21 protein-coding genes are annotated in these 23876 nt (G+C 51.3%); 14 read left to right on the top strand and 7 right to left on the bottom strand.

Going from position 1 to position 23876, the window contains the following annotated elements; all coding sequences use genetic code 11:
• Positions 1 to 468: 468 nt before the first annotated feature.
• A complete protein-coding gene (rpe, locus tag QWI17_RS05310) occupies positions 469 to 1161 on the bottom strand; it encodes a ribulose-phosphate 3-epimerase (RefSeq protein ID WP_370659589.1) in 693 nt (230 codons plus the stop codon).
• 197 nt (positions 1162 to 1358) lie between these two features.
• Here rpe and QWI17_RS05315 point away from each other — a divergent pair, with 197 nt between their 5' ends.
• From QWI17_RS05315 to QWI17_RS05330, 4 genes are read left to right on the top strand one after another with little or no spacing between them, the layout of a single operon-like run.
• Entirely contained in the window at positions 1359 to 2474 is a 1116-nt protein-coding gene (locus tag QWI17_RS05315; protein WP_302721475.1) for an acyltransferase family protein, read from the top strand.
• Between the two features lie 10 nt (positions 2475 to 2484).
• Positions 2485 to 3903: an MBOAT family O-acyltransferase gene (locus tag QWI17_RS05320; protein WP_302721476.1), complete on the top strand. Its 1419-nt coding sequence runs from the start codon at positions 2485 to 2487 to the stop codon at positions 3901 to 3903.
• Positions 3878 to 4894 (top strand): hypothetical protein, encoded by a 1017-nt coding sequence (locus QWI17_RS05325; RefSeq protein WP_302721477.1) that lies wholly within the window; start codon positions 3878 to 3880, stop codon positions 4892 to 4894. Before QWI17_RS05320 ends, QWI17_RS05325 begins: the two co-directional genes overlap by 26 nt.
• 49 nt (positions 4895 to 4943) lie before the next feature.
• Positions 4944 to 6008: an acyltransferase family protein gene (locus QWI17_RS05330; RefSeq protein ID WP_302721478.1), complete on the top strand. Its 1065-nt coding sequence runs from the start codon at positions 4944 to 4946 to the stop codon at positions 6006 to 6008.
• Here QWI17_RS05330 and murU read toward each other — a convergent pair.
• Positions 5982 to 6662, bottom strand: coding sequence for an N-acetylmuramate alpha-1-phosphate uridylyltransferase MurU (gene murU / locus QWI17_RS05335; protein WP_302721479.1), 681 nt, complete (start codon positions 6660 to 6662; stop codon positions 5982 to 5984). The two genes, QWI17_RS05330 and murU, sit on opposite strands and share 27 nt — an antisense overlap.
• On the bottom strand, positions 6659 to 7711 hold the full coding sequence (locus QWI17_RS05340) for an aminoglycoside phosphotransferase family protein (protein ID WP_302721480.1): 1053 nt from the start codon (positions 7709 to 7711) through the stop codon (positions 6659 to 6661). Before QWI17_RS05340 ends, murU begins: the two co-directional genes overlap by 4 nt.
• A 316-nt stretch (positions 7712 to 8027) precedes the next feature.
• On the opposite strand from QWI17_RS05340, the gene QWI17_RS05345 reads away from it, so the two are divergent.
• From QWI17_RS05345 to QWI17_RS05370, 6 genes are read left to right on the top strand one after another with little or no spacing between them, the layout of a single operon-like run.
• Positions 8028 to 10565 (top strand): LPS-assembly protein LptD, encoded by a 2538-nt coding sequence (locus tag QWI17_RS05345; protein ID WP_302721481.1) that lies wholly within the window; start codon positions 8028 to 8030, stop codon positions 10563 to 10565.
• Positions 10566 to 10578: 13 nt separating this feature from the next.
• Positions 10579 to 11910 (top strand): peptidylprolyl isomerase, encoded by a 1332-nt coding sequence (locus QWI17_RS05350; RefSeq protein ID WP_302721482.1) that lies wholly within the window; start codon positions 10579 to 10581, stop codon positions 11908 to 11910.
• Positions 11907 to 12908: a 4-hydroxythreonine-4-phosphate dehydrogenase PdxA gene (gene pdxA / locus QWI17_RS05355; protein ID WP_302721483.1), complete on the top strand. Its 1002-nt coding sequence runs from the start codon at positions 11907 to 11909 to the stop codon at positions 12906 to 12908. Before QWI17_RS05350 ends, pdxA begins: the two co-directional genes overlap by 4 nt.
• Positions 12905 to 13717 (top strand): 16S rRNA (adenine(1518)-N(6)/adenine(1519)-N(6))-dimethyltransferase RsmA, encoded by an 813-nt coding sequence (gene rsmA / locus QWI17_RS05360; protein ID WP_302721484.1) that lies wholly within the window; start codon positions 12905 to 12907, stop codon positions 13715 to 13717. Before pdxA ends, rsmA begins: the two co-directional genes overlap by 4 nt.
• 4 nt (positions 13718 to 13721) lie before the next feature.
• Positions 13722 to 14090 carry a Co2+/Mg2+ efflux facilitator ApaG/CorD gene (gene apaG / locus QWI17_RS05365; protein ID WP_302721485.1) on the top strand — a complete coding sequence of 123 codons (369 nt, stop codon included), beginning with the start codon at positions 13722 to 13724 and terminating at the stop codon, positions 14088 to 14090.
• A gap of 27 nt (positions 14091 to 14117) precedes the next feature.
• Positions 14118 to 14930 carry a symmetrical bis(5'-nucleosyl)-tetraphosphatase gene (locus QWI17_RS05370; protein ID WP_302721486.1) on the top strand — a complete coding sequence of 271 codons (813 nt, stop codon included), beginning with the start codon at positions 14118 to 14120 and terminating at the stop codon, positions 14928 to 14930.
• 6 nt (positions 14931 to 14936) lie between these two features.
• Here QWI17_RS05370 and QWI17_RS05375 read toward each other — a convergent pair whose 3' ends face one another.
• Both QWI17_RS05375 and QWI17_RS05380 read right to left on the bottom strand, forming a co-directional pair.
• Positions 14937 to 16238 carry a GGDEF domain-containing protein gene (locus tag QWI17_RS05375; protein ID WP_302721487.1) on the bottom strand — a complete coding sequence of 434 codons (1302 nt, stop codon included), beginning with the start codon at positions 16236 to 16238 and terminating at the stop codon, positions 14937 to 14939.
• A 197-nt stretch (positions 16239 to 16435) separates the two neighbouring features.
• A complete protein-coding gene (locus QWI17_RS05380; RefSeq protein ID WP_302721488.1) occupies positions 16436 to 16627 on the bottom strand; it encodes a PA3496 family putative envelope integrity protein in 192 nt (63 codons plus the stop codon).
• A gap of 228 nt (positions 16628 to 16855) precedes the next feature.
• Here QWI17_RS05380 and QWI17_RS05385 point away from each other — a divergent pair, with 228 nt between their 5' ends.
• From QWI17_RS05385 to QWI17_RS05395, 3 genes are read left to right on the top strand one after another with little or no spacing between them, the layout of a single operon-like run.
• A complete protein-coding gene (locus QWI17_RS05385) occupies positions 16856 to 17314 on the top strand; it encodes an ATP-dependent zinc protease family protein (RefSeq protein WP_302721489.1) in 459 nt (152 codons plus the stop codon).
• Between the two features lie 46 nt (positions 17315 to 17360).
• Positions 17361 to 18266, top strand: a complete 906-nt coding sequence (gene rimK, locus QWI17_RS05390; protein WP_302721490.1) for a 30S ribosomal protein S6--L-glutamate ligase — start codon at positions 17361 to 17363, stop codon at positions 18264 to 18266.
• A complete protein-coding gene (locus tag QWI17_RS05395) occupies positions 18263 to 19336 on the top strand; it encodes a succinylglutamate desuccinylase/aspartoacylase family protein (protein WP_302721492.1) in 1074 nt (357 codons plus the stop codon). The genes rimK and QWI17_RS05395 overlap by 4 nt, the downstream gene beginning before the upstream one ends.
• Before the next feature lie 42 nt (positions 19337 to 19378).
• Here QWI17_RS05395 and QWI17_RS05400 read toward each other — a convergent pair whose 3' ends face one another.
• Positions 19379 to 21649, bottom strand: a complete 2271-nt coding sequence (locus tag QWI17_RS05400) for a putative bifunctional diguanylate cyclase/phosphodiesterase (RefSeq protein ID WP_302721493.1) — start codon at positions 21647 to 21649, stop codon at positions 19379 to 19381.
• A gap of 529 nt (positions 21650 to 22178) precedes the next feature.
• On the opposite strand from QWI17_RS05400, the gene QWI17_RS05405 reads away from it, so the two are divergent.
• On the top strand, positions 22179 to 22721 hold the full coding sequence (locus tag QWI17_RS05405; RefSeq protein WP_302721494.1) for an STAS domain-containing protein: 543 nt from the start codon (positions 22179 to 22181) through the stop codon (positions 22719 to 22721).
• On the opposite strand, the gene hisC is transcribed toward QWI17_RS05405, so the two are convergent.
• The gene (gene hisC / locus QWI17_RS05410; RefSeq protein ID WP_302721495.1) at positions 22693 to 23775 is read right to left on the bottom strand and encodes a histidinol-phosphate transaminase; all 1083 of its coding nucleotides are present in this window, start codon (positions 23773 to 23775) and stop codon (positions 22693 to 22695) included. The two genes, QWI17_RS05405 and hisC, sit on opposite strands and share 29 nt — an antisense overlap.
• Positions 23776 to 23876: the final 101 nt, after the last annotated feature.

Here is a 23876-nt window from a genome sequence, read left to right on the forward strand (position 1 = left end):
TTACAAAGTATCGTATTGTTTTCTGTTAGCAGGCCGCGAGCAGCCTCACAAACTCGATTTACCACCAGCACATGACCGGCCAGATGCTCTACGAACACCCAATCGCGCTCTAACTTACCACAGCAATTGCACCTTCACAATAGTGCCTGCGGTAAAATTAAGACCGCGCATAAGGGCTGGTCAGTGTCAGTATAAAAAGTTTGACTGCCATCACATACGGTGAAAACTTATGCAGTTACACCTATGGACTGAGCCTACCTTTAATCGACGCTGGCAGTTTACCTGCTGACAGCGCCTTAGGGAAGACCCGAAAAGCACTTTTTTAAAACCTGAGTTTTCTAGCCCAACCAAGCGCTTACACAACAAACCTTAAGCGAAATCCGTTCCAAGTCAAGCTTAACTTGATGATTCCAGGCGAAATAGCCAACTGGATCATTAATGCGCCGGTTTTCACCCACTATTAACCCTCTAAGCGGCGTCAATCTGAGCCAACAAGGCACTCATAGTTGCCGCATAATCATCGCTGGCAAAAATTTCCGAGCCAACCACAAAGGTATCTGCACCAGCGCGGCACACTTCACCAATATTGTGCACTTTAATGCCGCCGTCAACTTCCAGCCTTGCATTAAAACCCTCCCGATCAATAAGCTGCCGCGCCTGGTGCAACTTATCAAGTACGTAGGGTATAAATGCCTGACCACCAAAACCCGGGTTAACCGACATCAACAATAGCAAGTCCAGCTGACCCAACACGTGTTCAACGGTGGCAATAGGCGTGGCCGGGTTCAACACCACCCCAGGCTTGCAGCCCAGGTCCCGAATCAGCTGCACCGAGCGATCCAGATGCTTGCTCGCCTCGGGGTGAAAGCTTATATAGGTTGCACCAGCCTTGGCAAAAGACTCGATAAGGTCATCCACAGGCTCCACCATAAGGTGGACGTCAATGGGCACCGTCACACCATAATTGCGCAGCGCCTGGCACACCATGGGCCCCACAGTCAGATTAGGAACATAATGGTTGTCCATGACATCCAGATGAACCATTTGCGCTCCCGCGGCCAAAACCCGATCGCACTCTTCACCCAGGCGGGCAAAATCGGCATTTAATACAGAAGGCGCGATGATTGGTACCTGCTTAGTCAAACTCTCTCCCCCATCAATGTGTGCACGCTCAGATTGTCGAGCGCGAAAGGCACTTATTGTAGCAGAGTCAAATATATGGCGAACCAGCAAGCCTACCCTCCTGCCATATTACCGGCACTGTGGTAGAAACTATCCATAAATCCTATAATCGCGCCCAGCACTCACAGATCAACCTCAGGCAACCCTCACGCGCGGCAAAGAAAAGGATGTATATCATGAGCTTCAACCCCCGACTTCACGGGATGCGTGCGCTGGCCGCTTTTGGGGTGCTGCTTTTTCACTGGGCTCAGCTCTTTCCGGTACAAAACCACCTTTACCCCGGCGCGACGCCTTTTGGGCTGCAGTGGCATGCATCCTTTTTTATCGGCTTTGGCTGGATGGGCGTACCCTTATTTTTTGTGCTCTCTGGCTATTTGCTCACGCACATACTGAATACCCAGCCTATCACCCCCAGACGAAGCCTGAAGTTTTGGCAGCGACGTTTTTTGCGCATTTACCCCGCGGTGTGGCTACAAGTGGCAATTTTTGTCGCATTAGGGCCAATGATTGCCGGCCTGCCAACCCTATCATTTAACAGTGCCGGCATTACCAACGCCTTACTCTACATAAATTTGCCCCCAACCATGTCGCGGCCGATCAACCCGGTGTGGTGGACACTGCCGATCGAGCTAGGGTTTTACCTTTTACTGCCGCTGATCATCCTCCTGTGTCAAAGAATTCACTGGGCATGGGTTGTCACGACCGGTGTGCTGGGCACATTAATCTGGCGCTGGGCCAGCATTAGCTTGCTAGCCGACCCGCCGTACTATAAACATCTGGCAGTATTAGATGCCCTGCCCGGCGTGCTAACACCCTTTTTAACAGGTGTAGCGATCGCACACCTACCGATGCTCGCTCGCACGTGGCGATACATCGTCCTGGCAGGCGCTTTTATTGCTATCTATGCACTGCTTTTAGGCATTCACTATAACCTTGACTCCTACTGGCAAGGCGGATTCATGCTGGTGGCCTGGCCAAGCTTGCTGGCCATTGCTATTGCAGGTGCTGTATGGGCTGCACATGCCCCCTTATACGGTCTTACGTGGCTAGGCAGTCAGCCTCTTGTTTGGTTGGGCCATTTAAGCTTCGGCATTTATCTGTGGCACTACCCTTGTTTTAAAGTGGCCAGAGCCTTGCTTCCCGCGTCGGACAGTCTGCTTGATAGCGTCTACTACTTAAGCATTGTCACCACAGCCACCGTTCTGCTGGCCAGCGCCAGTTACTATATAATCGAGCGCCCATTGATGGGCTGGGGGCGGAGAAATCACCTAAAAGCCCCAAACACTCTTTAAAAGGGCTGTCATGCAGTTTGATTCCTTCACCTTCTTATTGTTCTTTGTCGTTGTCGTTGGCTGCTACCGATTAATACCCGGCTGGAGCCACAAAAAGAACTGGTTGCTGTTCACCAGCTACGTATTCTACGCGGGCTGGAACCCGTGGTTTTTACCACTATTAATAAGCACCAGCTTTGCCGATTGGTTTATGGCCCAAAAGATGGCGCAAGCAGGCAGCAGGCGCAAACGTAAACTGTGGCTCTGGAGCATACTTAGCATAAATTTAGGGGTGCTTGGGTATTTTAAATACGCCTATTTCCTCAGCGATAGTGCAGCGCAATTCGCCAGTGCGCTGGGCCTCAGCTGGCAGGTGGACCCTTTCGACATTATTTTACCCATAGGGATATCCTTTTATACCTTTCACTCATTGTCCTACTGCCTGGATGTATATCGCGGCAAATTCGCACCGGTCAAAAACCTGCGCGACTACCTTCTGTACGTTGGCTTTTTTCCGCAACTGGTTGCCGGCCCGATTGTCCGCTGGCGGGAAATGCAAGAACAGATTGAACAACCACGACATATGTCACTGGCAACAACCGGTATGGGGTTGTGTCTAGTGACAGTCGGCCTGTTTGAGAAAATTGTCCTGGCAGATGCCGCCTTTGCTCCTGTGGCGGACGCCTATTTCAACCAAGCCACAGAACCGGGCACGCAACAGGCATGGCTTGGCGCCCTCGCCTTCAGCGGTCAGATATTTTGCGATTTTGCCGGATACACAACTTGCGCACTAGGCGCGGCGCTGGTTATGGGCTTTCGCCTGCCCATTAACTTTTTAAACCCTTACTGCGCGCTTGGCTTTTCTGACTTTTGGCGACGCTGGCACATTTCTCTGTCGACATGGCTGCGCGACTATTTATATATAGGACTTGGCGGCAACCGTGGTGGCCCGTGGCTCACCAGTCGCAATTTAATGCTAACCATGCTTATTGGCGGTTTGTGGCACGGTGCGGCCTGGACCTTTGTAATTTGGGGTGGCTTGCACGGCGCACTCCTGATTCTTGAGCGTGTTGCAAAACATGTCTTTGGCACGGTATCACCCGGATTTGTCCTGCGATGCGTGTTACGTCTGCTCACTTTGGGCACTATCGTGATTACTTGGGTTTGGTTTCGCTCGCAAAGCCTGGCAGGCGCTTGGCAGTCAACTCTGGCTATGCTCGACGTTAGTCAACTTCTTCATAACCCAGTTCCGCTGACAGGCGCGCAGTGGATAGCACTTGGCTGTATTGGCGCGTTAATTACGGGGCAATGGCTAATGCGCGACCGCACCATGGTTGATGTAATCGCCAAAACCCCGGCACCTGTAACCGGAATCACTATGGGGCTTTTGATCGCCTTAATTGTTTTATCGCCAGGGGAAAGCCATGCTTTTATCTACTTCCAGTTTTGAGCGCAAGCCAAACAGGTTCTGGCTAGTATCCATGACACTCAGTTTATTGGTTGCCTTAGCGCTGTGCCTGACAGCCGAATACTACTGGCGCGAACAGGGCTATACACCGCGAATTCTCGATTCCGCCATGCTTTGGAGCCTGGAGCGAAGCAAAGCCACTACCGGCAACTCTCTCGTATTTGTTGGGGCCAGTCGCACCCAATTTGGTATTCACCCACCCACGGTGAAAAAATTGCTTCCCCACTACCAGCCGATCATGCTGGCGGTAAATGGCATGTACCCACTGTCGACACTGCGCAACCTAGCCGAGGACCCACAGTTCAATGGAACGGTACTGCTGGACGTTGATGCCCGCGGCATGATTAAAGACTTTTGGTGGATGCAGCAACCCTATGTCGACTACTACGAGCACCAGTTCACCCCCAACTGGTACATCCATCGGCTATTTTTGAATGTGTGGCAAAAGCATACGGTTATTTCGCGCGACGCTATGAGCATTACCGAAACTATTGCACGCACTCTTGACACTGGGCGCATGCCCTGGAAACCCAACTACGAACTCAAATCAAGTCGGGCCGGCCATCTGATATTTACCGAGGAAAGCGCCAAACGTTTGGCCAAAAATTTTGGCGATCAGTTAGAGCAGTTTTTGGAAGATCACCCACCGCCGCCTGCCGACCAGTGGTTGCAAGAGCTAAATTTGCTGGCGCAATGGATCGAGACCATTGAAAACCGGGGGGGCAAGGTCATTTTGTACGAGCCCCCCGTAAGTGGGCGGCAGAAAAGTCTCGCCGAAAGCTTTTTACCCAAAGAGCAGTATTGGGACCAATTGATTAGCACTTACCATTTGACGGCAATTAACTATCAGGAAGAGCCCACTCTTCAGGCGTTTGAACAGCCCGATGAATCGCACGTAAAGGGAGATAGCAGGGATGAATATACCGCCGCGTTGATCCAGTTAATGATTGATAAAGGCTTGGTTGAGCCATAACCTGCCTCTAGCCTATACGGACATTCATAATATATAGAATAAACGAACTATGACACCTACACCCCCAACTCAACAGCGCATTAAATCGCTCGATGGCCTTCGCGGCGTGGCGGTGTTCATCATTATACTGTTCCACGTTCACCCCTTGTTTATCAGCGGAGGCTTTCTCGGGGTTGATGTTTTTTTTGTTCTGAGTGGCTTTTTAATAACAGGTTTATTGCTCGATGAGTTCGAGCTCAATGACAACATCAAACTGAAATACTTTTACGCTCGGCGCGCCCTGCGGCTTATGCCCGCTCTCTTGTTGATTTTAGCGATACTCGTGCCAACCTACTGGTTGTTTGCTGATGCAAGCAAGGCACAGTCATTCAGCTTCGAGGCCTTAATTGCAATTACATACACCACAAACCTTGCGGTGGCGTTTGAATGGTTCAACTTAACCCAGCTGCGCCACACCTGGTCTCTGGCCATTGAAGAACAGTTTTACCTAATTTGGCCGCTATTGCTGCTAGCGCTCCATAGACGTTCCCGCAATCGCAACACTTTACTGGCATCCTGTCTGGCCCTATGGGCGGCATCAATAGCCGTGAGAGTTTGGCTGACGGTAAACAACGCGCCTATTGATCGGCTTTACTGTGGGCTCGACACTCGCGCTGACGCTCTTATGGCGGGGGCCGCACTGGCTGTGTTTTTGCGTCGCAATGATAACCGCGAGGTGTCGACAACTTTGTGGCTGAAATGGTGCTGGCTACCAGCCTCTGTTGTGCTTGGGTATTTTATGTTCAGCACAAATTATCTATTGCGCGGTCTTTATCTTTGGCAGTTACCTATCGTACATATCGCCTCGGCGCTCGTGATAATGCACCTGGCCAGTAACCGAGACGGTATACTTGCGCGAGCACTGGCATTTAGGCCTATTTTCTATCTGGGAAAAATTTCCTATGGAGTGTACCTGTGGCACGTACCTGTTTTATTGGCCGCGATTCACTACCAGGTACCCACTCGCTGGCTGATGCTTGTTACATTGAGTGGCACAATTTTGCTCGCGTCGGCCTCGTATTATTTTGTAGAGCGTAAGCTTCTGCGATTAAAACAGCATTTTGCCAGCACCTAGCAGGCGCAGCCGCTCTGGGGTGCCCACATCACTCCAGCGCCCCCTGAACACCTCACCCGTTAAGCGTTGCTGAGCAAGCGCCCAATGCAATACTTCTACCAGTGGAAATACACGCCGCGCATTGGGGTAAGTCGATATTAGCTCAGGTTTAAGGACGCTGACTCCGGCAAAGGTAAAGCCAGTACTATCACCAGCCTCTGTTACGAGGTCACAAGATAAATCAAAATCCCCGCGCGCCTTGAACTCTGGATTTGGCACCAGCACCAAATGCCCCAGAGTTCGCTCAGCCAACGTCATTGCCAACAATGGTTCGAATTCTATGTCAGTGTATACATCGGCATTGACCAACAAAAAGGGCTCACTTCCCAACCAGCTGGCTGCGTAGTGGATAGCGCCTGCGGTTTCCAAAGGCTCTGGCTCTTCAGAATAAGCAACCTCAAGTCCCCAACGACTGCCATCACCCACTGCATCGCGAATTTTTTGGCCGAGGTAGGCGATATTGATAAGAACCTGACTCACCCCCGCCGCAGACAATCGCTCTAAATGCCATTCAATCAGCGGCTTACCCCGCACCGGTATCAGTGGCTTGGGTAAAGTATCTGTCAGGGGGCGCATACGTTTGCCTAGTCCGGCTGCCAGAATCATTGCTTTCATAATTGACCCTCGCCGGTTGGCTTCACAGTAGGCACTTCACCGAGATACCAGGGTTGCTCACGGTATACAGGCGCCAGATCTCGCTCAAACCGCTGGTGCACCTCAGCGAACTCGGGATACCGGGCGAGCACATCAAGAACATAGTGCAACACCCGGGGCAAGTCCGCCAAGTATCCGGGCTTGTCATCGCGCAAGTACAAGCGGGCAAAAATACCCAGAACCTTAATGTGGCGCTGCAACCCAACCCAATCAAACACGCGCATAAACTCGTCATCCGCTGTGACCGCCATTAATTCGAGGGCTTCGGCCTGAGCCTTATAGCTGAGCGCCCAACGGCGCACTTGGTCCGGTGGTAGGGTTAAATAGCAATCTTTGAGCAGGGAAACCAAATCGTAGACCAGTGGGCCGGCAACGGCGTCCTGAAAATCGATAACCGCAACGTCTTCGCCGGCCAATATTAGATTGCGCGCATGATAGTCGCGGTGCATAAATACCCGAGGCTGACTCAAGGCACACTCGGCCAATGTCGTATCGAGCACATCCAGACTTCTTAAGGCAGAGCCCGCGATGGACACCCCCAGTAACTTGTCGACGAACCATTCCCGGAAGATCGCAAGCTCGCGCCTAATAAAGGCCGTGTCAAATTGCGGTAATTGGCCGGTGGGCCGTTGAGCGATACGACTCAGTGTGCTGAGCGCCCGCGGGTACCACAGCGACTGCAGTTCGGGCGTTTGGGCATTGGCGAGCAGATTTTGCCCCAGATTTTCGACCAGTAGAAAGCCGTTATGCGCATCGGCAAACCGAACCTCGGGCACACGCACACCGCCCGCGGCCAGTAGCTTAGCAACCAACAGAAACTGCGCGGTGTTTTCGGTTTGGGGCGGCGCATTCACGGCCAGCCAACGGGCGTCATTGGCCACAACAAAATAGCGACGCCCCCCGGCATCGCCACCACAAGGTTGAAGGTCGGGCTGGTGGCCCAAGACATCCGCAAGCCAGTCACGAAGTGCTCGCCCGCGTGTGATCGGATCAGTACTGCTTACATCCAAAACTCAAATCCTGTGCAATTATTGCTTCTTTATTATGGTGCCTGGCGCGTTAGCGTCCATTTTACCCCTATCGCCCGGCACACTGGCAAGCGACGTTCCGCAAAACAACGACTTTACGCCCAATAGATGAATGTCGCGTTTTAGCCAGATTATTGCAATACGCCATAACTCTGGGGCCAGGCTTGCCCTTTTCACTATTCCGTCCTGCGCTGCGCCTGCCTTTACTCAACACCAAATTACAATCCTCGTAACAATTGGTCTAGAGGTGCCTTTATGCAGTAGAATTGCCGGCACATTGAAAGGCCGAGAACCAAGAATGACCGCACACAGCAGACACCGCCGTAAGCTCCTGCCCTTTTTGGCGGCCTGCTGTGCAATAGCTTCGCTGGTTGCCAGCGCTCAATCCAACACGAATTCTGCCGCTGAACTGGACTGGGTCGACACCGAACAGCTGAGCGACATAGAAAAATCTCAGCTGCCGGCCGGCTGCTGTGGCACCTTCGTAGACCCTTATTCCCCGCCGGCAGACGCTCTGCCGGTTGAGCAAACGCCCATTTCTGCAACTGCGCACGATATTCAAGCCGAAGGCAGCCGAATTATTGAGCTGAACGGTCAGGTACGTTTAGAGCAAGGGCCGCGCCTGCTGCAAACAGAGCGCGCCCAGGTCGATCAAAGGACAGGACAGGTCACACTCGAAGGCAATGTCACGGTACGCGAAGCAGGGCTGTTAATTCGCGCTGACCGGGCCGAGCTGTCAACGTCCAGTGAAGATGTCAGTGTCGATAACGCGCATTTTGTACTGCACCAGAACCGGGTCAGTGGCAGTGCGGGTAAACTGCAAAAATTTGGCGAGCGCCTGTTGAAAATGCAGCGAGGCGATTTCACCACCTGCGAGCCCAATAATGCTTTTTGGCGACTCAAGGCCAGGGAGCTATCTCTGCACCCAGAGAGTAACTACGGTACCGCTAAAAACGCCCGACTGGAAATAGCCGATATTCCTGTACTGTATATCCCGTATATCATTTTCCCCATTGGCGATGAACGCCAAACAGGCCTGCTATTTCCCTCATTCAGTGAAAGCTCGCGCAACGGTATTGAATACGCTCAACCCATCTACTGGAATATCGCTCCACAGATGGACGCGACCATTACCCCACGCTATATGGAAAAACGCGGCAATCTGCTTGACGTCAACCTGCGTCACCTTTCCAGTTACTTTGAAACGGAACTTGATGCAGGCTTTTTAGCGGACGATAAAGGCGGCTACGATCGTCAGGCCGAAAACGACATCGCTAATGGTGAACTGACCGAGGAAGAGGCCTACCCACACAAAGGCGATGACCGCTGGCTCGTTCAGCTCAATCAAACCGGTGGCGCGCAGTCACGGATTAAAACCGTCATCGACTACACGGACTTGAGTGACGTTGACTATCTGCGCGATATAACGAGCGGCTCAACTGACCTGGAATACGCAGCTAATATACGTAAGTTTGGCCAGATAACCTACAGTGGCGACATATGGAATCTGGGCCTCAGTGCCAATGAGGTTCGCTATCTCAATGAAAGCTCGCAACGCCCTTATAAAGAGCTGCCCCACCTTTACGCCAATGGCCGCTATTCTTGGGGTGACTGGCAGCTAAGTATTGACAGTAACTACTCGCAATTTGACCTCACCAGCTACTACCAACGCCCCACTAACACTTTAGTGGTCGGTGATAGATTGCATTCTGACATTAGCCTGGCACTGCCTAAACGCTGGCAGTGGGGCTATGCCACGCCCCGCATTGGTGTGCGAGATTTGCGCTATCAGCTGGATCAGGCCGCGGTCAAAAATACGTCGGCAGCCGCAGGCGACAGCATCTACAACACCAGCCCTGAAGTGACCGCCGCCCACGCCAGTCTGGATTTGGGGCTTTACTTTGAGCGCTGGTCACAGTTTGGCGACACACCGCTGATTCAAACCTTAGAGCCCAGATTGTTTTATCTCTACAATGGGTATGATGATCAATCCGAGCTTTACGCTCCTCTCAACGACAGTAACCGAGCGCTCAACTTCGATACCCGATTATTCCGGATGGATTACAACCAGCTGTTTCGCACATCGCGCTTTAACGGCCTGGATCGAATTGACGACGCCAATCAGCTCAGTGTAGGCCTTACCAGCCGCTTTATCTCAGCCCGTACCGGTGAAGAGCATTTAGCGCTCAGCCTGGGGCAAATCTACCGCTTCGAAACCCCTAAAGTGGTACTTAACCCCGAGTCGCCCAGTGAAGCATTTAGTTATCGCCGCTCCGAGTACGTGGGCCGAATCAGCGCACGGGCATCCGAACGTTTTCGTCTGAGTTCGGACCTGGTTTATGACCAAAATGACCACACGCTCACCAGCGCTAGCGCCTCGGTAGAGTACAGTGACGCCAGTGACCGCCTAATCAGTGCCACCTACCGCTACCAACGCCAGGTTGATGATCGGGCGTCAGGCGCAGACCCAGACCCAGACTTAGTTTACAATCGCAGTCTGGATCAGCTCGATGTCGGCGCCTTTATTCCGCTCACGGGCAGTTGGAGCCTAATTGGTCGGGCAAACTACGATTTTACCTTCGATTTGGAACTCGACACCTACGCCGGGTTCGAATACAACGACTGCTGCTATCGTGTACGTATGATGTGGCGCAAGTGGCTAAATTTTGATTACAACAGTGGCAACCAGCTGGAAACCGTCACCAATGATGACTACGATCGGGGCTTTTTTATCGATCTACAACTCAAGGGACTGGCCAGCATCAGCGACCGGGTTGGCAGCTTACTGAGCAAAACTATACCCGGCTATGCCGAACGTGAAGATAACCTCCAATAAATCAGTGACATCTATGCCTTTAAAAACATTCGCAAAACAACGACTGTGCCAGCCTCTGACCCGCGCATTGGGACTGATCGCCTTGAGCGTTGCCAGCCTCAGCTTCGCCGAAACCCAAGTACTGGACAAGGTGATAGCCGTAGTAAACGACGGTGTCGTGCTGGAAAGTGAGTTCAACGAACGCAAAAACTCAATTATGCAGAGGCTGGAAGGTCAGTACGACCAGCTGCCGCCAGAGAGCGTGCTGGACAAGCAAATCCTTGACGCCCTCATTCTGGAGCAACTGCAGTTGGAAGAAGCCTCGCGCTACGGCATGGAAGTATCGGATCAGCAGCTCAATGGCACCATACAGCAAATCATGAGCAACAACGGCATGAGCGATATGGACGAGCTGGCTACCAGTCTGTCGCAGGATGGTCTTACGCTAGATAGCCTGCGCGAAAAAATTCGCCGGGACATTTTACTTAACCAAGTACAACAAGGCATCGTCACCAACCGCATTCGGGTAACCGAGCAGGAAATTAATAACTTTCTCGACTCCAGCGACGGTAAGTTTGCCACCTCCCCGGACTACCACCTAGGCCACATTCTCATCAGCGCCTCATCCTCCGCATCGGCTGAGGATATTGCTCAGGCCCGCGCGGCCGCCGAAGACTTGTACCAGCAGTTGCAAGATGGCGCTAATTTTAGCCAGCTGGCAATCGCCAATTCGGATGATCAGACCGCGCTTGATGGTGGCGATTTGGGTTGGCGCAAACTGGCGCAATTGCCCGAACTCTTTGCCGAAGTGGTGAGCAATTTGGACGTTGGTCAGGTTTCTGAGCCTATTCGCTCCGGTGCTGGCTTTCACTTGTTGAAAAATATTGAACAGCGCGGTGGCGGAGAGCAGTTGGTTGAACAAACCAAGGCTCGCCATATTCTGCTGAAAACCAGCGAAATTTTGGACGATGACACAGCCCAGGAAAAGCTCCAGAAAATTCGTCAACAAATTATTGATGGTGCCGACTTTGCTGACATGGCGCGAGAGAACTCCGAAGATATTGGTTCCATGCTTGAGGGCGGCGATTTGGGCTGGGCCAACCCCGGCATGTTTGTACCCGCTTTTGAAAACGCCATGGCTAAAACCGAAATTGGTGAAATTACCGAACCATTCAAAAGCCAATACGGCTGGCATATTTTGCAAGTGGTCGATCGCCGTCAAGAGGATATGAGCGATGTGGTAATTCGCAACAAAGCCGCGCAAATGATGCGTGAGCGCCGATTTGAAGAAGAACTGCAAGTATGGCAAATCGAATTGCGCGAAGACGCTTATATCGACATCAAAAATAAGGATTTGGAAGGTTGACGACACCGCAACGCCTGGCCGTTACCCCCGGCGAACCGGCCGGTATTGGCCCTGATCTCGCACTATGGCTAGCTTCGCATAAGCGCCAGGATGAGCTGGTGATTATAGGTGACCCGGCGCTGTTGGCAGACCGGGCTCGCCAGCTCAATCTGGATGTCGTGATAAAAGAAGTCGGTGTCACCGACGCAACACAGCCCGCCACCGCGAGGCAGTTGCACGTATTACCGGTATCTCTCTACACACAGGCTCAGGCTGGTGTACTGAACCCAACCAACGGGCGCTACGTACTCGACACCTTGGACGCGGCGATTACTGGCTGCCAAACGGGGCATTTCGATGCACTGGTGACCGGTCCGGTTCACAAAGGTGTCATCAATGACGCCGGTTTTAACTTCAGCGGTCATACCGAGTATCTGGCGGAAAAAACCAATACCCCACGTGTCGTCATGATGCTTGCCACGCAAGGGCTACGCGTCGCTCTGGTCACCACCCACTTACCTCTAAAGGATGTGGCCGCTGCAATCACACAGCCGCTGTTGAGAGAGATTATCGAGATTCTGCACGGTGACCTAAGACAAAAGTTCGGCATTGCCCATCCGCGTATTTTAGTGGCCGGGCTCAACCCGCACGCGGGTGAAGGCGGGCACATGGGCCGTGAAGAAATCGAAATAATTGAACCGGTACTGGCGCAGTTCCGGCAACTTGGGGTCAATGTATCGGCTCCCCTACCGGCCGATACACTGTTCACACCCAAATATCTGGACAATGCCGATGCGGTACTGGCCATGTACCACGATCAGGGCTTGCCAGTGCTCAAATACAAAGGCTTTGGCCAGGCAGTCAATATTACGCTGGGGTTGCCTATTATTCGCACGTCGGTGGATCACGGTACGGCTCTCGACCTCGCCGGCTCCGGTAAAGCAGACACCGGCAGCCTCGATACTGCTATCTCCTACGCCCAATTCATGACTCGCGCCCGCACGAGGTCCGCTCAGTGAAACAGAATTTTACGCCGGGCGCTCCACACAAAGCCCGCAAGCGCTTCGGTCAGAACTTTCTGATCGACCACAATATTATTAACCAAATAGCGCGTTCGGTGCACCCGCGACCCGATGACATCGTGGTGGAAATTGGCCCGGGCCAGGGCGCCCTGACCGAACCGCTGGCCGCTAGCGCCACAACTCTGCACGTTATTGAGCTCGACCGCGATCTGGTACCCTGGCTCAAAGTACGTTTTGAGAAGCACCCGGGCTTTAGCTTACATCAGGCCGATGCACTTAAATTTGATTTCGCCGAGTTGGCGGACGACAATCGCCCTTTGCGAATTGTCGGTAACCTGCCCTACAACATCTCGACGCCTCTGATCTTCCACCTTATTGGCTATGCCGATATCGTGCAGGACATGCACTTCATGTTGCAAAAAGAGGTCGTAAAACGCCTGGCCGCCGAGCCTGGCACTAAAGCCTACGGCAGACTAACGGTAATGGCGCAGTATTATTGCAATATAGACTGGTTGTTCGACGTACCTCCCGGCTCCTTTGACCCTGCACCCAAAGTTGACTCGGCGATTGTCCGACTCACTCCCTATAAAACCTTGCCCCACCCGGCGCGCAATGTCGGGGTGCTGGAAAAGTTAGTGACAGCGGCCTTCGGACAGCGCCGTAAAACGTTGCGCAATGCGCTAAAAACTTTTTGCGATCCACTACAGCTTGAGTCTATGCCGGTGGACTTGAGCAAGCGTGCCGAAGCCCTAACCATTGCCGATTTTGTCGCATTAAGCGACGCCATTGAACCCTATGTACTGTAACAACATGAGCAAAATTCAAATTGAAGTAGAGACCGGCTACTTGCCGGAACAGTCCCAACCTGATCACCAGCGGTTTGCATTTCGTTACACCATTACCATTCACAATCACGGCGACAATGCTGCGCAACTTTTAAGCCGCTACTGGCGCATTACCGATGCTGAGGATCAAGTACGCGAAGTCCGTGGTGACGGTGTCATCGGTGAACAACCCACTATTGAGCCCGGCAGTTATTACCGCTACACCAGTGGTGCAGTATTGCAAACTTTTGCAGGTACAATGGAAGGCAGCTATCAAATGCGGGCAGCCGATGGGCAGGAGTTCGATGCCACTATCCCGGCATTCGCACTGGTCCAACCCAGCGCCTTGCACTAGCGCAAGTATAGACAGGAACGGAAGATCGTGAGCACCTATGCCATAGGCGACATCCAGGGTTGCCTTAAACCACTGCAAAAGTTGCTGAAAAAAATTAACTTTGATCCGGCACAAGACCAGCTTTGGATCGCTGGTGACTTGGTGAATCGCGGCCCCAAATCACTCGCCACACTGCGCTATTTGTACTCTATTCGACATTGTGTCACCGCAGTGCTGGGCAATCACGATCTACACTTGCTGGCGGTTGCCTGGGGCAAGAAGCGAAGTGGCCCCGCCGATACACTCAATGCGATTCTCGAAGCCCCCGATGGGCCGATACTGATTGACTGGCTGCGCCATAGAAAGCTATTGCATACTGACGAAAACCTGGGTTACACCATGGTTCACGCGGGCATCCCCCCCATATGGACCTTAGAGCAAGCCGAAGCTTACGCAAGAGAAGTTGAAGCGGTTCTACAGAGTGATTATGTCGAAGAATTTCTCGGGCAGATGTACGGTAACAAACCCAACAAATGGAAAAACCGTTACATAGGCTACGACCGCCTTCGACTTATCACCAATTATTTAACCCGTATGCGTTTTTGCGACGCCGAAGGCGAATTGGAATTAACCAACAAATCGGCGCCTACAGGTTTGCAGTCAGAACAATTTTTGCCTTGGTTCGATCACCCGAATCATTTATGCGGCGATACCCGTATCGTCTTTGGCCACTGGGCTGCACTGGAAGGTCAGGCCGAACCCGAGCATATTACCGCACTGGATACGGGCTGTGTCTGGGGCGGCTGCTTGAGCGCTTTACGCTTAGAGGATGGCGAGCTGGTCAGCGTTAAATGCCGTTAACGTTTGCTATAAGCTGCCTGCCAATTCAACCCGGTTACGGCCGCGCTCTTTTGCTCTGTACAGCGCCTCATCGGCCGATCTAAACAACTCATCGATACCGCCTTTGTCACGTAAAGTGGCAACGCCAAAACTCGCCGTTACTTGACCGGCTTGCTCAAACTCACTTTCGGCCACCATTCGCCGGAATTTCTCGGCTATATGAGCGGCGTAATTAATACGCGTATTGCGGCAAACCAGAACAAACTCTTCGCCCCCCCAACGGGCGAACAGATCGGAGCTACGGATGTGCGATTGTACTAATTGCGATATTCCGGCCAACACCGCATCACCCACCCCGTGACCGTAGGTATCATTAATGCTTTTGAAGTGGTCGATATCCATCATAACAATGGACAGCGCCTTACCATCGCGACGCCAGTCGTATAACCCGTTTTTAATGGCCTCCTCAATGCCCTGACGATTAAAAGCACCCGTCAATGAATCGGTTTTTGCCAAAGTTTCGAGCTCTTGACTGCGCGAGTCGAGTAATGCGTTTACCTCCAGCAGTTCGTGCTCGCGGACTTTTCGCTCCCGAACCTCCTGCGTCAGCACATATACCCGAAACGCGAGGAAGCTCAATATGATCACCGCCCAACACAGAATAATGCCAAGGTACCAATCGGCAGTATCAAACCGCTGCCCTACCAGCTTGACGTGCTTTAACCGGAATTGATGAAGTCCCGCCTGATGTGCCGATCCGGTTTGGATATCAATACTGGTTACATTATTAAACTGTGGGTGTGATAGCCTCGGCGGAATGTCTTTTTCCAGCAACCACCAGTTGGCGACAAAAAAATCACTGAAACTAAACTCATATTGATAAATCTCAGGGTTGGCAGCAAACTCAACCTGGTTGTATTTGGTGGTGGTGTCATCGCTCGGCTGGGAATAACGAGGGTCAAAGTTACGCAAAAACAGGCGGACTGTCTTATTGGGGCCTGAATATTCCAAGTTAAGTTCGATTTGGCGATAGCGCGACAAATCAAGCCCCTGCCAGGCATCTACCAAACGAATCTCAAAACCACAGTACGGGTAAAGAAAGCTCGCTTTTAGGTCACACTGCCACTGGTAGCCTTCCTCAGTCGCTGGCAATAGCTTCACCTCGCTGCTGCCGCCGGCATCGTGATCGTCGTATAGACGAATCTCATAACCTTGACCGGGCTCTACAACTAAAGTCTCAAGCAGCAAGCGTTCTCGCGCCAAAATCGCCAGTGCCGTCAGTAGCACTAGAGCTAATAGCGTTTTTTCGAGCTGCCAACTTGAAGACATTCGTGGCCCTACATGAGAGTTAAGTGCGCTTGTTTATACTAGGTTATAGCATATGGCGGATTTTATCGCATTAAAAACGCTAATCATAGCCAACACTCTGCCCTCCCAGGCGCAGGGAGCTACGCTGCGTTAACAATCGCGCGCGAAAGCGAACACAACTCTACACCTCCAACCTTTATGGCATAGAGCATACCCGGTTAAAGGTAGTCTAACTCTCTCAGGTCATCGCAACCGAGTTGATCCTGCAAACGCCGACGCTCCAAACGCTCTTCCAGGCGCCTGCGCATATCCAGTTGAAGTTTTTGTTGGTCTTTATGGGACAAGGTTTCCCGAACTTCGCTATCGAACTCTTCCGGTTCAAGGATATCTGTATCGTGGTCTTCAGCCATTGGTATACCTCTCACGATGATAAAACTAGGATCGGCACCACAAGCGCCGCAACTCAACGGCTATTTATCATAGTTTTTCTACATTACAAAGCTTTTCCGTCTAGCTTTTACTGGCAATACTTTGAGCTCTATTGATTCAGCTTTGTGAAGATAAATTGATTTATTCGCCCTTGACCTGCAAGCTAGAGCCACTACAGTGGATATGTATTGCTAAACCGAGAGTAAGCTATGTCAGAAAAAGAATGTATCGGTTGGAGAGAATGGGTTTTATTGCCCGATCTAACTGCGACACCCATCAAAGCAAAGGTAGATACCGGCGCCAAAACCTCAGCTATCCATGCATTTTTTGTAGAAGAAGTCATTCGCGATAACACCTCCTGGGTGCGTTTTGGATTGCACCCGAAGCAAAAAGCACTGGATCCTGAGTGTATTTGCGAGGCCAAAGTACTCGACAAGCGTACCGTCACCGACTCAGGTGGGCATAAAGAAGACCGATTTGTGATAGAAACCGCCGTCAATCTCGGTGGGCATACTGTTCTTACAGAAATGACATTAACCAACCGGGAAACGATGCTGTTTCGTATGTTATTGGGGCGCAATACAATGGCGGGAAGATTTATCGTCGACCCAGAAGCCTCCTTTCTATGCGGAGGCGATGCCGATTCTGGCCCCGGAATGCCAAATTAATCATCCAAATTCAAGCGGCAAAACCACTAATTCCTTAGGACACTAAATGAAAATCGCTATACTTTCACGCAACGCCAAGTTGTATTCCACACGCCGGCTTGTAGAAGCTTGTAAAGATCGTGGCCATGAGCCCCATGTCATTGATATTCTCAAATGCTACATGGATATTACCCCCTCTAAACCCGCGATCTGGTACCGGGGGGAAGAACTGGTAGGCTTCGACGCGGTAATTCCACGAATTGGTGCATCGGTAACGCACTACGGTCTGGCCGTTATTCGTCAGTTCGAAATGATGGGTGTCTATTGCCTAACCGAGTCAGTAGCGCTGGGGCGTTCGCGTGACAAATTGCGCGCGTTGCAATTACTGTCACGCAAAGGCATTGGCATGCCACGCACCAGCTTTGCTCACAACGTTCACAACACCAAAGAACTTATTAAGTTAGTCGGTGGCGCGCCACTTGTGGTTAAGCTGTGTGAAGGCACCCAAGGCCGCGGCGTGGTGCTTGCCGAAACGGCAAAAGCCGCAGAAAGTGTTATTGAAGCCTTTCGCGAGCTGCGCGCAGAATTTCTGGTACAGGAATTTATTAAAGAGGCTGGCGGCAGTGATATTCGCTGCCTTGTCATTGGCACAAAAGTCATTGCAGCCATGCAACGCACGGCACCCGAGGGCGAGTTTCGCTCCAATTTGCACCGAGGTGGCAGCGCAGAGCTGGTTAAGTTGCGCCCCAACGAGCGCAGCACAGCCATTAAGGCGGCGCAAACTATGGGCCTTAAGGTTGCGGGGGTGGATGTCTTGCGCTCTTCTCGCGGCCCGTTAATCATGGAGGTGAACTCATCGCCAGGGCTCGAGGGCATTGAAGGTGCCACCAATAAAGATGTGGCCGCAGCGATTGTTCAGTTTATCGAAGAGAATGCACGTCCTCACGCCAACAAAACTAAAGGCAAGGGATGAGTGAAAAAAACACGCCGCTGGTGATTGGCGGAGTAGAAATAGCGCCGGGCGAGACCCGCAGTGTCGACATCCCTCTGGCGGCCATGTACACCCATACCGATGTTGGGTTGACGGTACATATTATCCACGGCAAGCGCCCCGGCCCATGTTTGTTGGTCACCGCAGCCGTACACGGTGATGAAATTAACGGTGTTGATATCATTCGTCGAGTTTTGGGCATCAAAGAGCTCAGCAAGTTGCGTGGCACGTTAATGGCAATACCCGTTGTGAATGTGCACGGGTTTTTAAACCAGTCCCGGTATTTGCCGGATGGGCGCGACCTAAACCGCTGTTTTCCTGGTAGCCAACAAGGCTCTTTGGCCGGTCGCGTGGCTCACACGCTGGTCAATGAGATACTGCAGCACTGCACCCATTGTATTGACCTTCACACCGGCGCCCGCCATCGCGCCAATTTACCGCAAATTCGTGTTGACCTTTCACAGCAAGAAAATCAGGAGCTCGCTCTGGCGTTTGGCTCCCCCGTAGTCCTCGACGCAAAACTGCGCGATGGCTCATTGCGCATGGCGGCATCAGAACGTGGCATACCACTGCTACTCTATGAAGCGGGGGAAGCACTGCGCTTCGACGAGTTCAGTATACGTGCCGGCACCCGGGGAATTATCAATGTGATGCGCCAGCTGAATATGCTGCCGCGCAAGTCACGCTTAACTAAAGACAGCAATGTGACCATTGCCGACGACAGCCGCTGGGTCAGAGCGCCCATCAGTGGTGTTATGCGGCCGTTGGTGCAACTGGGCGCTAAAGTTAAAAAGCGTACCGTGCTCGCTTATATATCTGACCCTATAGGTATGAACCAAATCGCTGTCTACTCGCCAGCCGAAGCCATTGTTATCGGCCTGACAAATCTGCCTTTGATCCACGAAGGTGAGGCTTTATTCCACCTGGCCAACTACCACAAGCAAATTCATCAGGTGGCCGATCAGGTGGTCAATTTTCACGAAACCTTTGATCCGGGGCAGGATGACGATGAACCGTTTTTTATCGGTGAGGACGACTCGCTGTTAAATTGAGTAGTACATACTGTCCAAGGCAGGAGTTTAGCCAATGTTAACCTACGCGAAGTCCTTAAGTGCAACAACGTTGGCGTTAAAATCAAACTCGCCCGCCGCATTAAAATGCGCCTTGAAATTGGTGGCGGACATGGGCTTGGCAAATAAGAAACCTTGCACTTGATCACAGTGATTCTCGCGCAACCACTGAACCTGTTGCTCCTGCTCTACTCCCTCGGCGACAACCGTCAACTGCATATTGTGGGCAAGACCAATAATTGACCTCGCGATGGCCGCGTCGTTTTGATCCAGTGGAATATCGTGAATAAAGCTACTGTCAATTTTTAACTTATCGATAGGGAAACGTTTCAAATAGGCAAGCGATGAATAACCGGTACCAAAATCGTCAATCGACAGCGACAGCCCCATTTGATTGAGCTGATTCAGCTGATTAATGGTTTCACTGGCGTGCTCCATAGCGCAGCTTTCAGTGATCTCCAACTCCAAATACTGTGCTGGCAACCCGGTATCACGCAGTACCATAGCCACTTTGCCGGGAAAGTCTTTTTGCCTAAATTGTCTGGTGGATAAATTAACCGCCATTTTCGGAACATCCAAATCGCTGCCGAGCCAGCTTTGCTGCTGGTGACAGGCCTCTTTTAGTACCCAGTCGCCCAACGGCACGATGAGCCCCGTTTCTTCAGCTAAGGGTATAAAGTGCATTGGCGATACCATTCCCCGCTCGGGATGCTGCCAGCGCACCAAAGCCTCGACACCGATCAGCTTACCCGTAGCTAGGTCCACCTGCGGCTGGTAATGCAAGACCAACTGATTTTGGTCAATGCCCCGGCGCAGGTCATTTTCCAACAACAAAAAATTAACCGCCGATGCGCTCATGCCCTTGGCATAAAACTGGCAATTATTCTTGCCAGCTTCTTTGGCTTTGTACATAGCGATATCAGCGTTTTTCAACAGTTCATCGGTGTTCTCACCGTCGGTGGGGAATACACTAATACCAATGCTCGCAGTAATAGAGATTTCATGTCCGGAGATTTCCATGGGCCGCGACAATTGGGCCAGCAGCTTGTTCGCAACAAAGCGGACATCTTCGACATCGTTAATGCCTTCGAGTACGACAACAAACTCATCACCACCGAGGCGAGCGACGGTATCCATTTCCCGTACGCCTTCATTCAAACGCGTCGCAATCGCTTTTAACAGAAGGTCACCCGAGTCATGCCCCAAACTGTCATTGATGTTTTTAAAGCGATCCACATCCAGCAGCATAAGCGCTAACTTATGTTTGGAGCGCTGGGCTCTGGCAACGCCATTGTTGATTCGATCGTAAAACAGTGAACGATTCGGCAGCGACGTCAACGAGTCATGAAACGCCATATAATTTAAGCGAGACTGCTGTTCGCGTAGAGCATTTTCCGCAAGCTTGCGATCAGATACATCCGTGCAAATGGTGCAGACGCCAAACACTTCCTGATTGCGATCACTGAGCGGGAACTTCACCATTAAATAGGTGTGCATAGAGCCATCTTTATGCTGCAGCTCAAGCTCCGTTTCGTAAGGACGACTATTATCTAAAGCCGCTGCTTCCATTACCTTTAGCGACTCGACTAATTCTTCGGGATAAATGTCATAAGCGCTTTTGCCAGCCAGCGGCTCATCCGCCACGTGCGCCAACTGTTTATAGTGATCACTTGCCATCACCACATTGCCATTGAGATCCTTCACCGCAATAAGCGCCGGAGAATACTGCAATATGGCACTTAGGTAGGTTTCATTAGCCCAAAGAGCCTGCTCAGTCTGTTGAAAGCGCTCGGCCTGATCTCTAAAGCTCTGCATATCGAGTATTTGCCCAGCCAATAGCGAGCACATAAGCCAAACCGACTCGAGCTGCTCGATGAGCTGCTCGAGCTTATCCTTGGGCAAAGCCGCCTCGAGGTAAAAAGCAGCCAGACGATCTTCCCCAGACACTACAGGAACAACGGCTCCCGATTGCGCCTGCAATTCCTTTAACTGCGAAGAACTCAAGTAATGTGTGCGATCAGCAAAACAAACGGATGCAATAACATCCACGGGGAGTTGTTGGGCGTTCACCAGCGGAGTGACTGAGCTATTGACTGTCACTTTTCCTTTACAACGCTCACATAGCGCAGCAAGCAAGTGCTCACCCTCATGATTAAGAATGAGCGCCACTCGAGTCACGCCAGCCTTAGCCGCCACAAGGCTTACCAATCTTTCGGCGATTTGATGCTGATCAAGCCGACGAAACAATGTCTGGTACTTTTTAATTAGCGCTGCAACGGTTAATTTTTCTTGCATAAACATCCACAGAAGACTAACGATTCGCTATCGACGAATAACTCGTTAATGCGCCTTTCTACATCTCAGCTTTTACGAGGTACGTGAAGCTACTTTGCTCTGTGTGCAAAGCTGCCAATCCGGCAACCATGCCCCCAAGTGTTCTAATCGTCCTATTGGTCAATTGTGCTTATTTTTGCTCTTATCTATAAGGACTAGGAATAAACAACAATCTATTAGAATAAACTCCACTAAGCAAGTGGAATTCCGCGATAAATGCTTAACAGGACATCTAGTTGTAGCAAAATCTTATAAGTCGCTATTGAGCGCTTAGACTATTTGGCACCAAAAACAACGCATTAATATATTGAAATTATAAAAATCGCTATTTTTAGCATATTTAGTCGCTTTTTTAACGGTATCCCTATCCTTCGCTATCCTCCTGCCCGACAGGTGGTTAAGTTTTGTTCGTGACTACCGCTATACTAGGAGTAAATGAAAAACAATAATCGATTTTGCGGATCGTCGTTCGAAAAGCGAGACCAGCACTATGAAGAAACAAGTTCCTTTTGTAGGAGAGGATTTTTTCGATAGGGATTCCGACAACGCAGCGTTTAGCGATGAAACACAGATGCTAGACGATTTACTGGATGCTGAACTAAAAAGCAGCAGCTGGGATGATATTGTTCCTGCCGAATCGAAAGGGCGCAAAACCAAAGCGCGCGCAAGTATTACAATCCCAGCATCCCAAAAGCCCATCAAGCCCGGCACCACAATTGACTGGCGCCCAGTCAATCACGGGCACTGCATCCGTATTAACATTCACGGAGATATGGATATACAGATGATGAAACAGTGGCGGCAACTTCTTAAGGAAACCGCCGACAATGGAATTCACCAATTTGAGTTTGACCTCAGAGACACTGAATGTATGAGTCTGGCAGGGCTGGCCATGCTGTTATTGTTTAAAGACAGCAAACAGGCCGGAAGCCGCGACATAGCACTGAATCAATGCAACCGGGAGCTCTACAAGCGACTACTGTGGAGCGGTTTGACAGAGGAGTTTATTGTGCGGCCGAGCCAGGAGCCTTGATAATTTCTGTGAGCGCAGCGATCAACCGCTGCATTTGATCGTCGGTTCCGATGCTAATACGTATGTACTCATCAATTCGGGGCTTGTCAAAGTAGCGGACTATTATTTTTCGATTGCGCAATAATTGGGCAACAGACTTTGCGGCCAGGCTAGCCGGCGGCTTAGCCATGACGAAATTAGCTTTCGACGGTATCACATCAAACCCCAGCGCCGTTAATTGTTCAGTGGTGGCCTCGCGGGTTGCTATTACTTTTCTACAACAACCCTCGAAATACGCCACATCTTCGATGGCGGCAGTTGCCGCCAACTGCGCTACAGAATCTAAAGGGTAAGAATTAAATGAGTTTTTAACTCGCTCTAGCGCCTCAATCAGAACCGGGTTACCCATGGCGAAACCAACTCGCATCCCCGCCAATGCACGAGACTTAGAAAAGGTCTGTACGACCAACAAATTCTCATACTGCTCTAGCAGCGCCACAGCACTTGTTCCACCAAAGTCAATGTAGGCTTCATCCACCACCACCACCGACTCAGCGTTATCGCTCAGCAGCTGCTCAATGTCATCTAAACAAGTTTCCAGGCCCGTCGGCGCGTTAGGGTTGGGGAATATAATACCGCCATTGGGCTGGCGATACTGCGCCAACCCCAAACTGTAATCCTGTGCCAGCGGGACCTTTACGGTCTCGATACCAAATAGCTGACAATACACGGGGTAAAAACCGTAGGTAATATCTGGAAACAATAAGGGTTTATCTTGTTGGAAAAAAGCCATAAATGCTTGCGCCAAGACTTCGTCAGAACTGTTGCCCGCAAACACCCAGCTTTCATCTAAGTGGTTATACCGTGCTATGGCACGGCGCAGCTCAGTGGCGTTGGGGTCTGGGTAAAAACGCAAACGTTCCATGACGTCTTCACTCACAGCCTGTACGACTCGGGGCGATGGTGGATACGGGTTCTCATTGGTATTGAGCTTAATCAACCCTTCCACTTGGGGTTGTTCACCCGGCACATAGGGCTCAATGGTGCGAACAACCTCACTCCAGTACTTCGACATACAAGACCAGCCTCTGAAAAAGGTCAATTATAGCAACGCGACAGCAATATACGCGACTCCTATGCCGCGCGCTTGAGCAAAAATGCGTTATCATCTCGTCA

The sequence above is a fragment of the Gilvimarinus gilvus genome (assembly GCF_030518155.1).
In the GTDB taxonomy this organism is placed as follows: domain Bacteria; phylum Pseudomonadota; class Gammaproteobacteria; order Pseudomonadales; family Cellvibrionaceae; genus Gilvimarinus; species Gilvimarinus gilvus.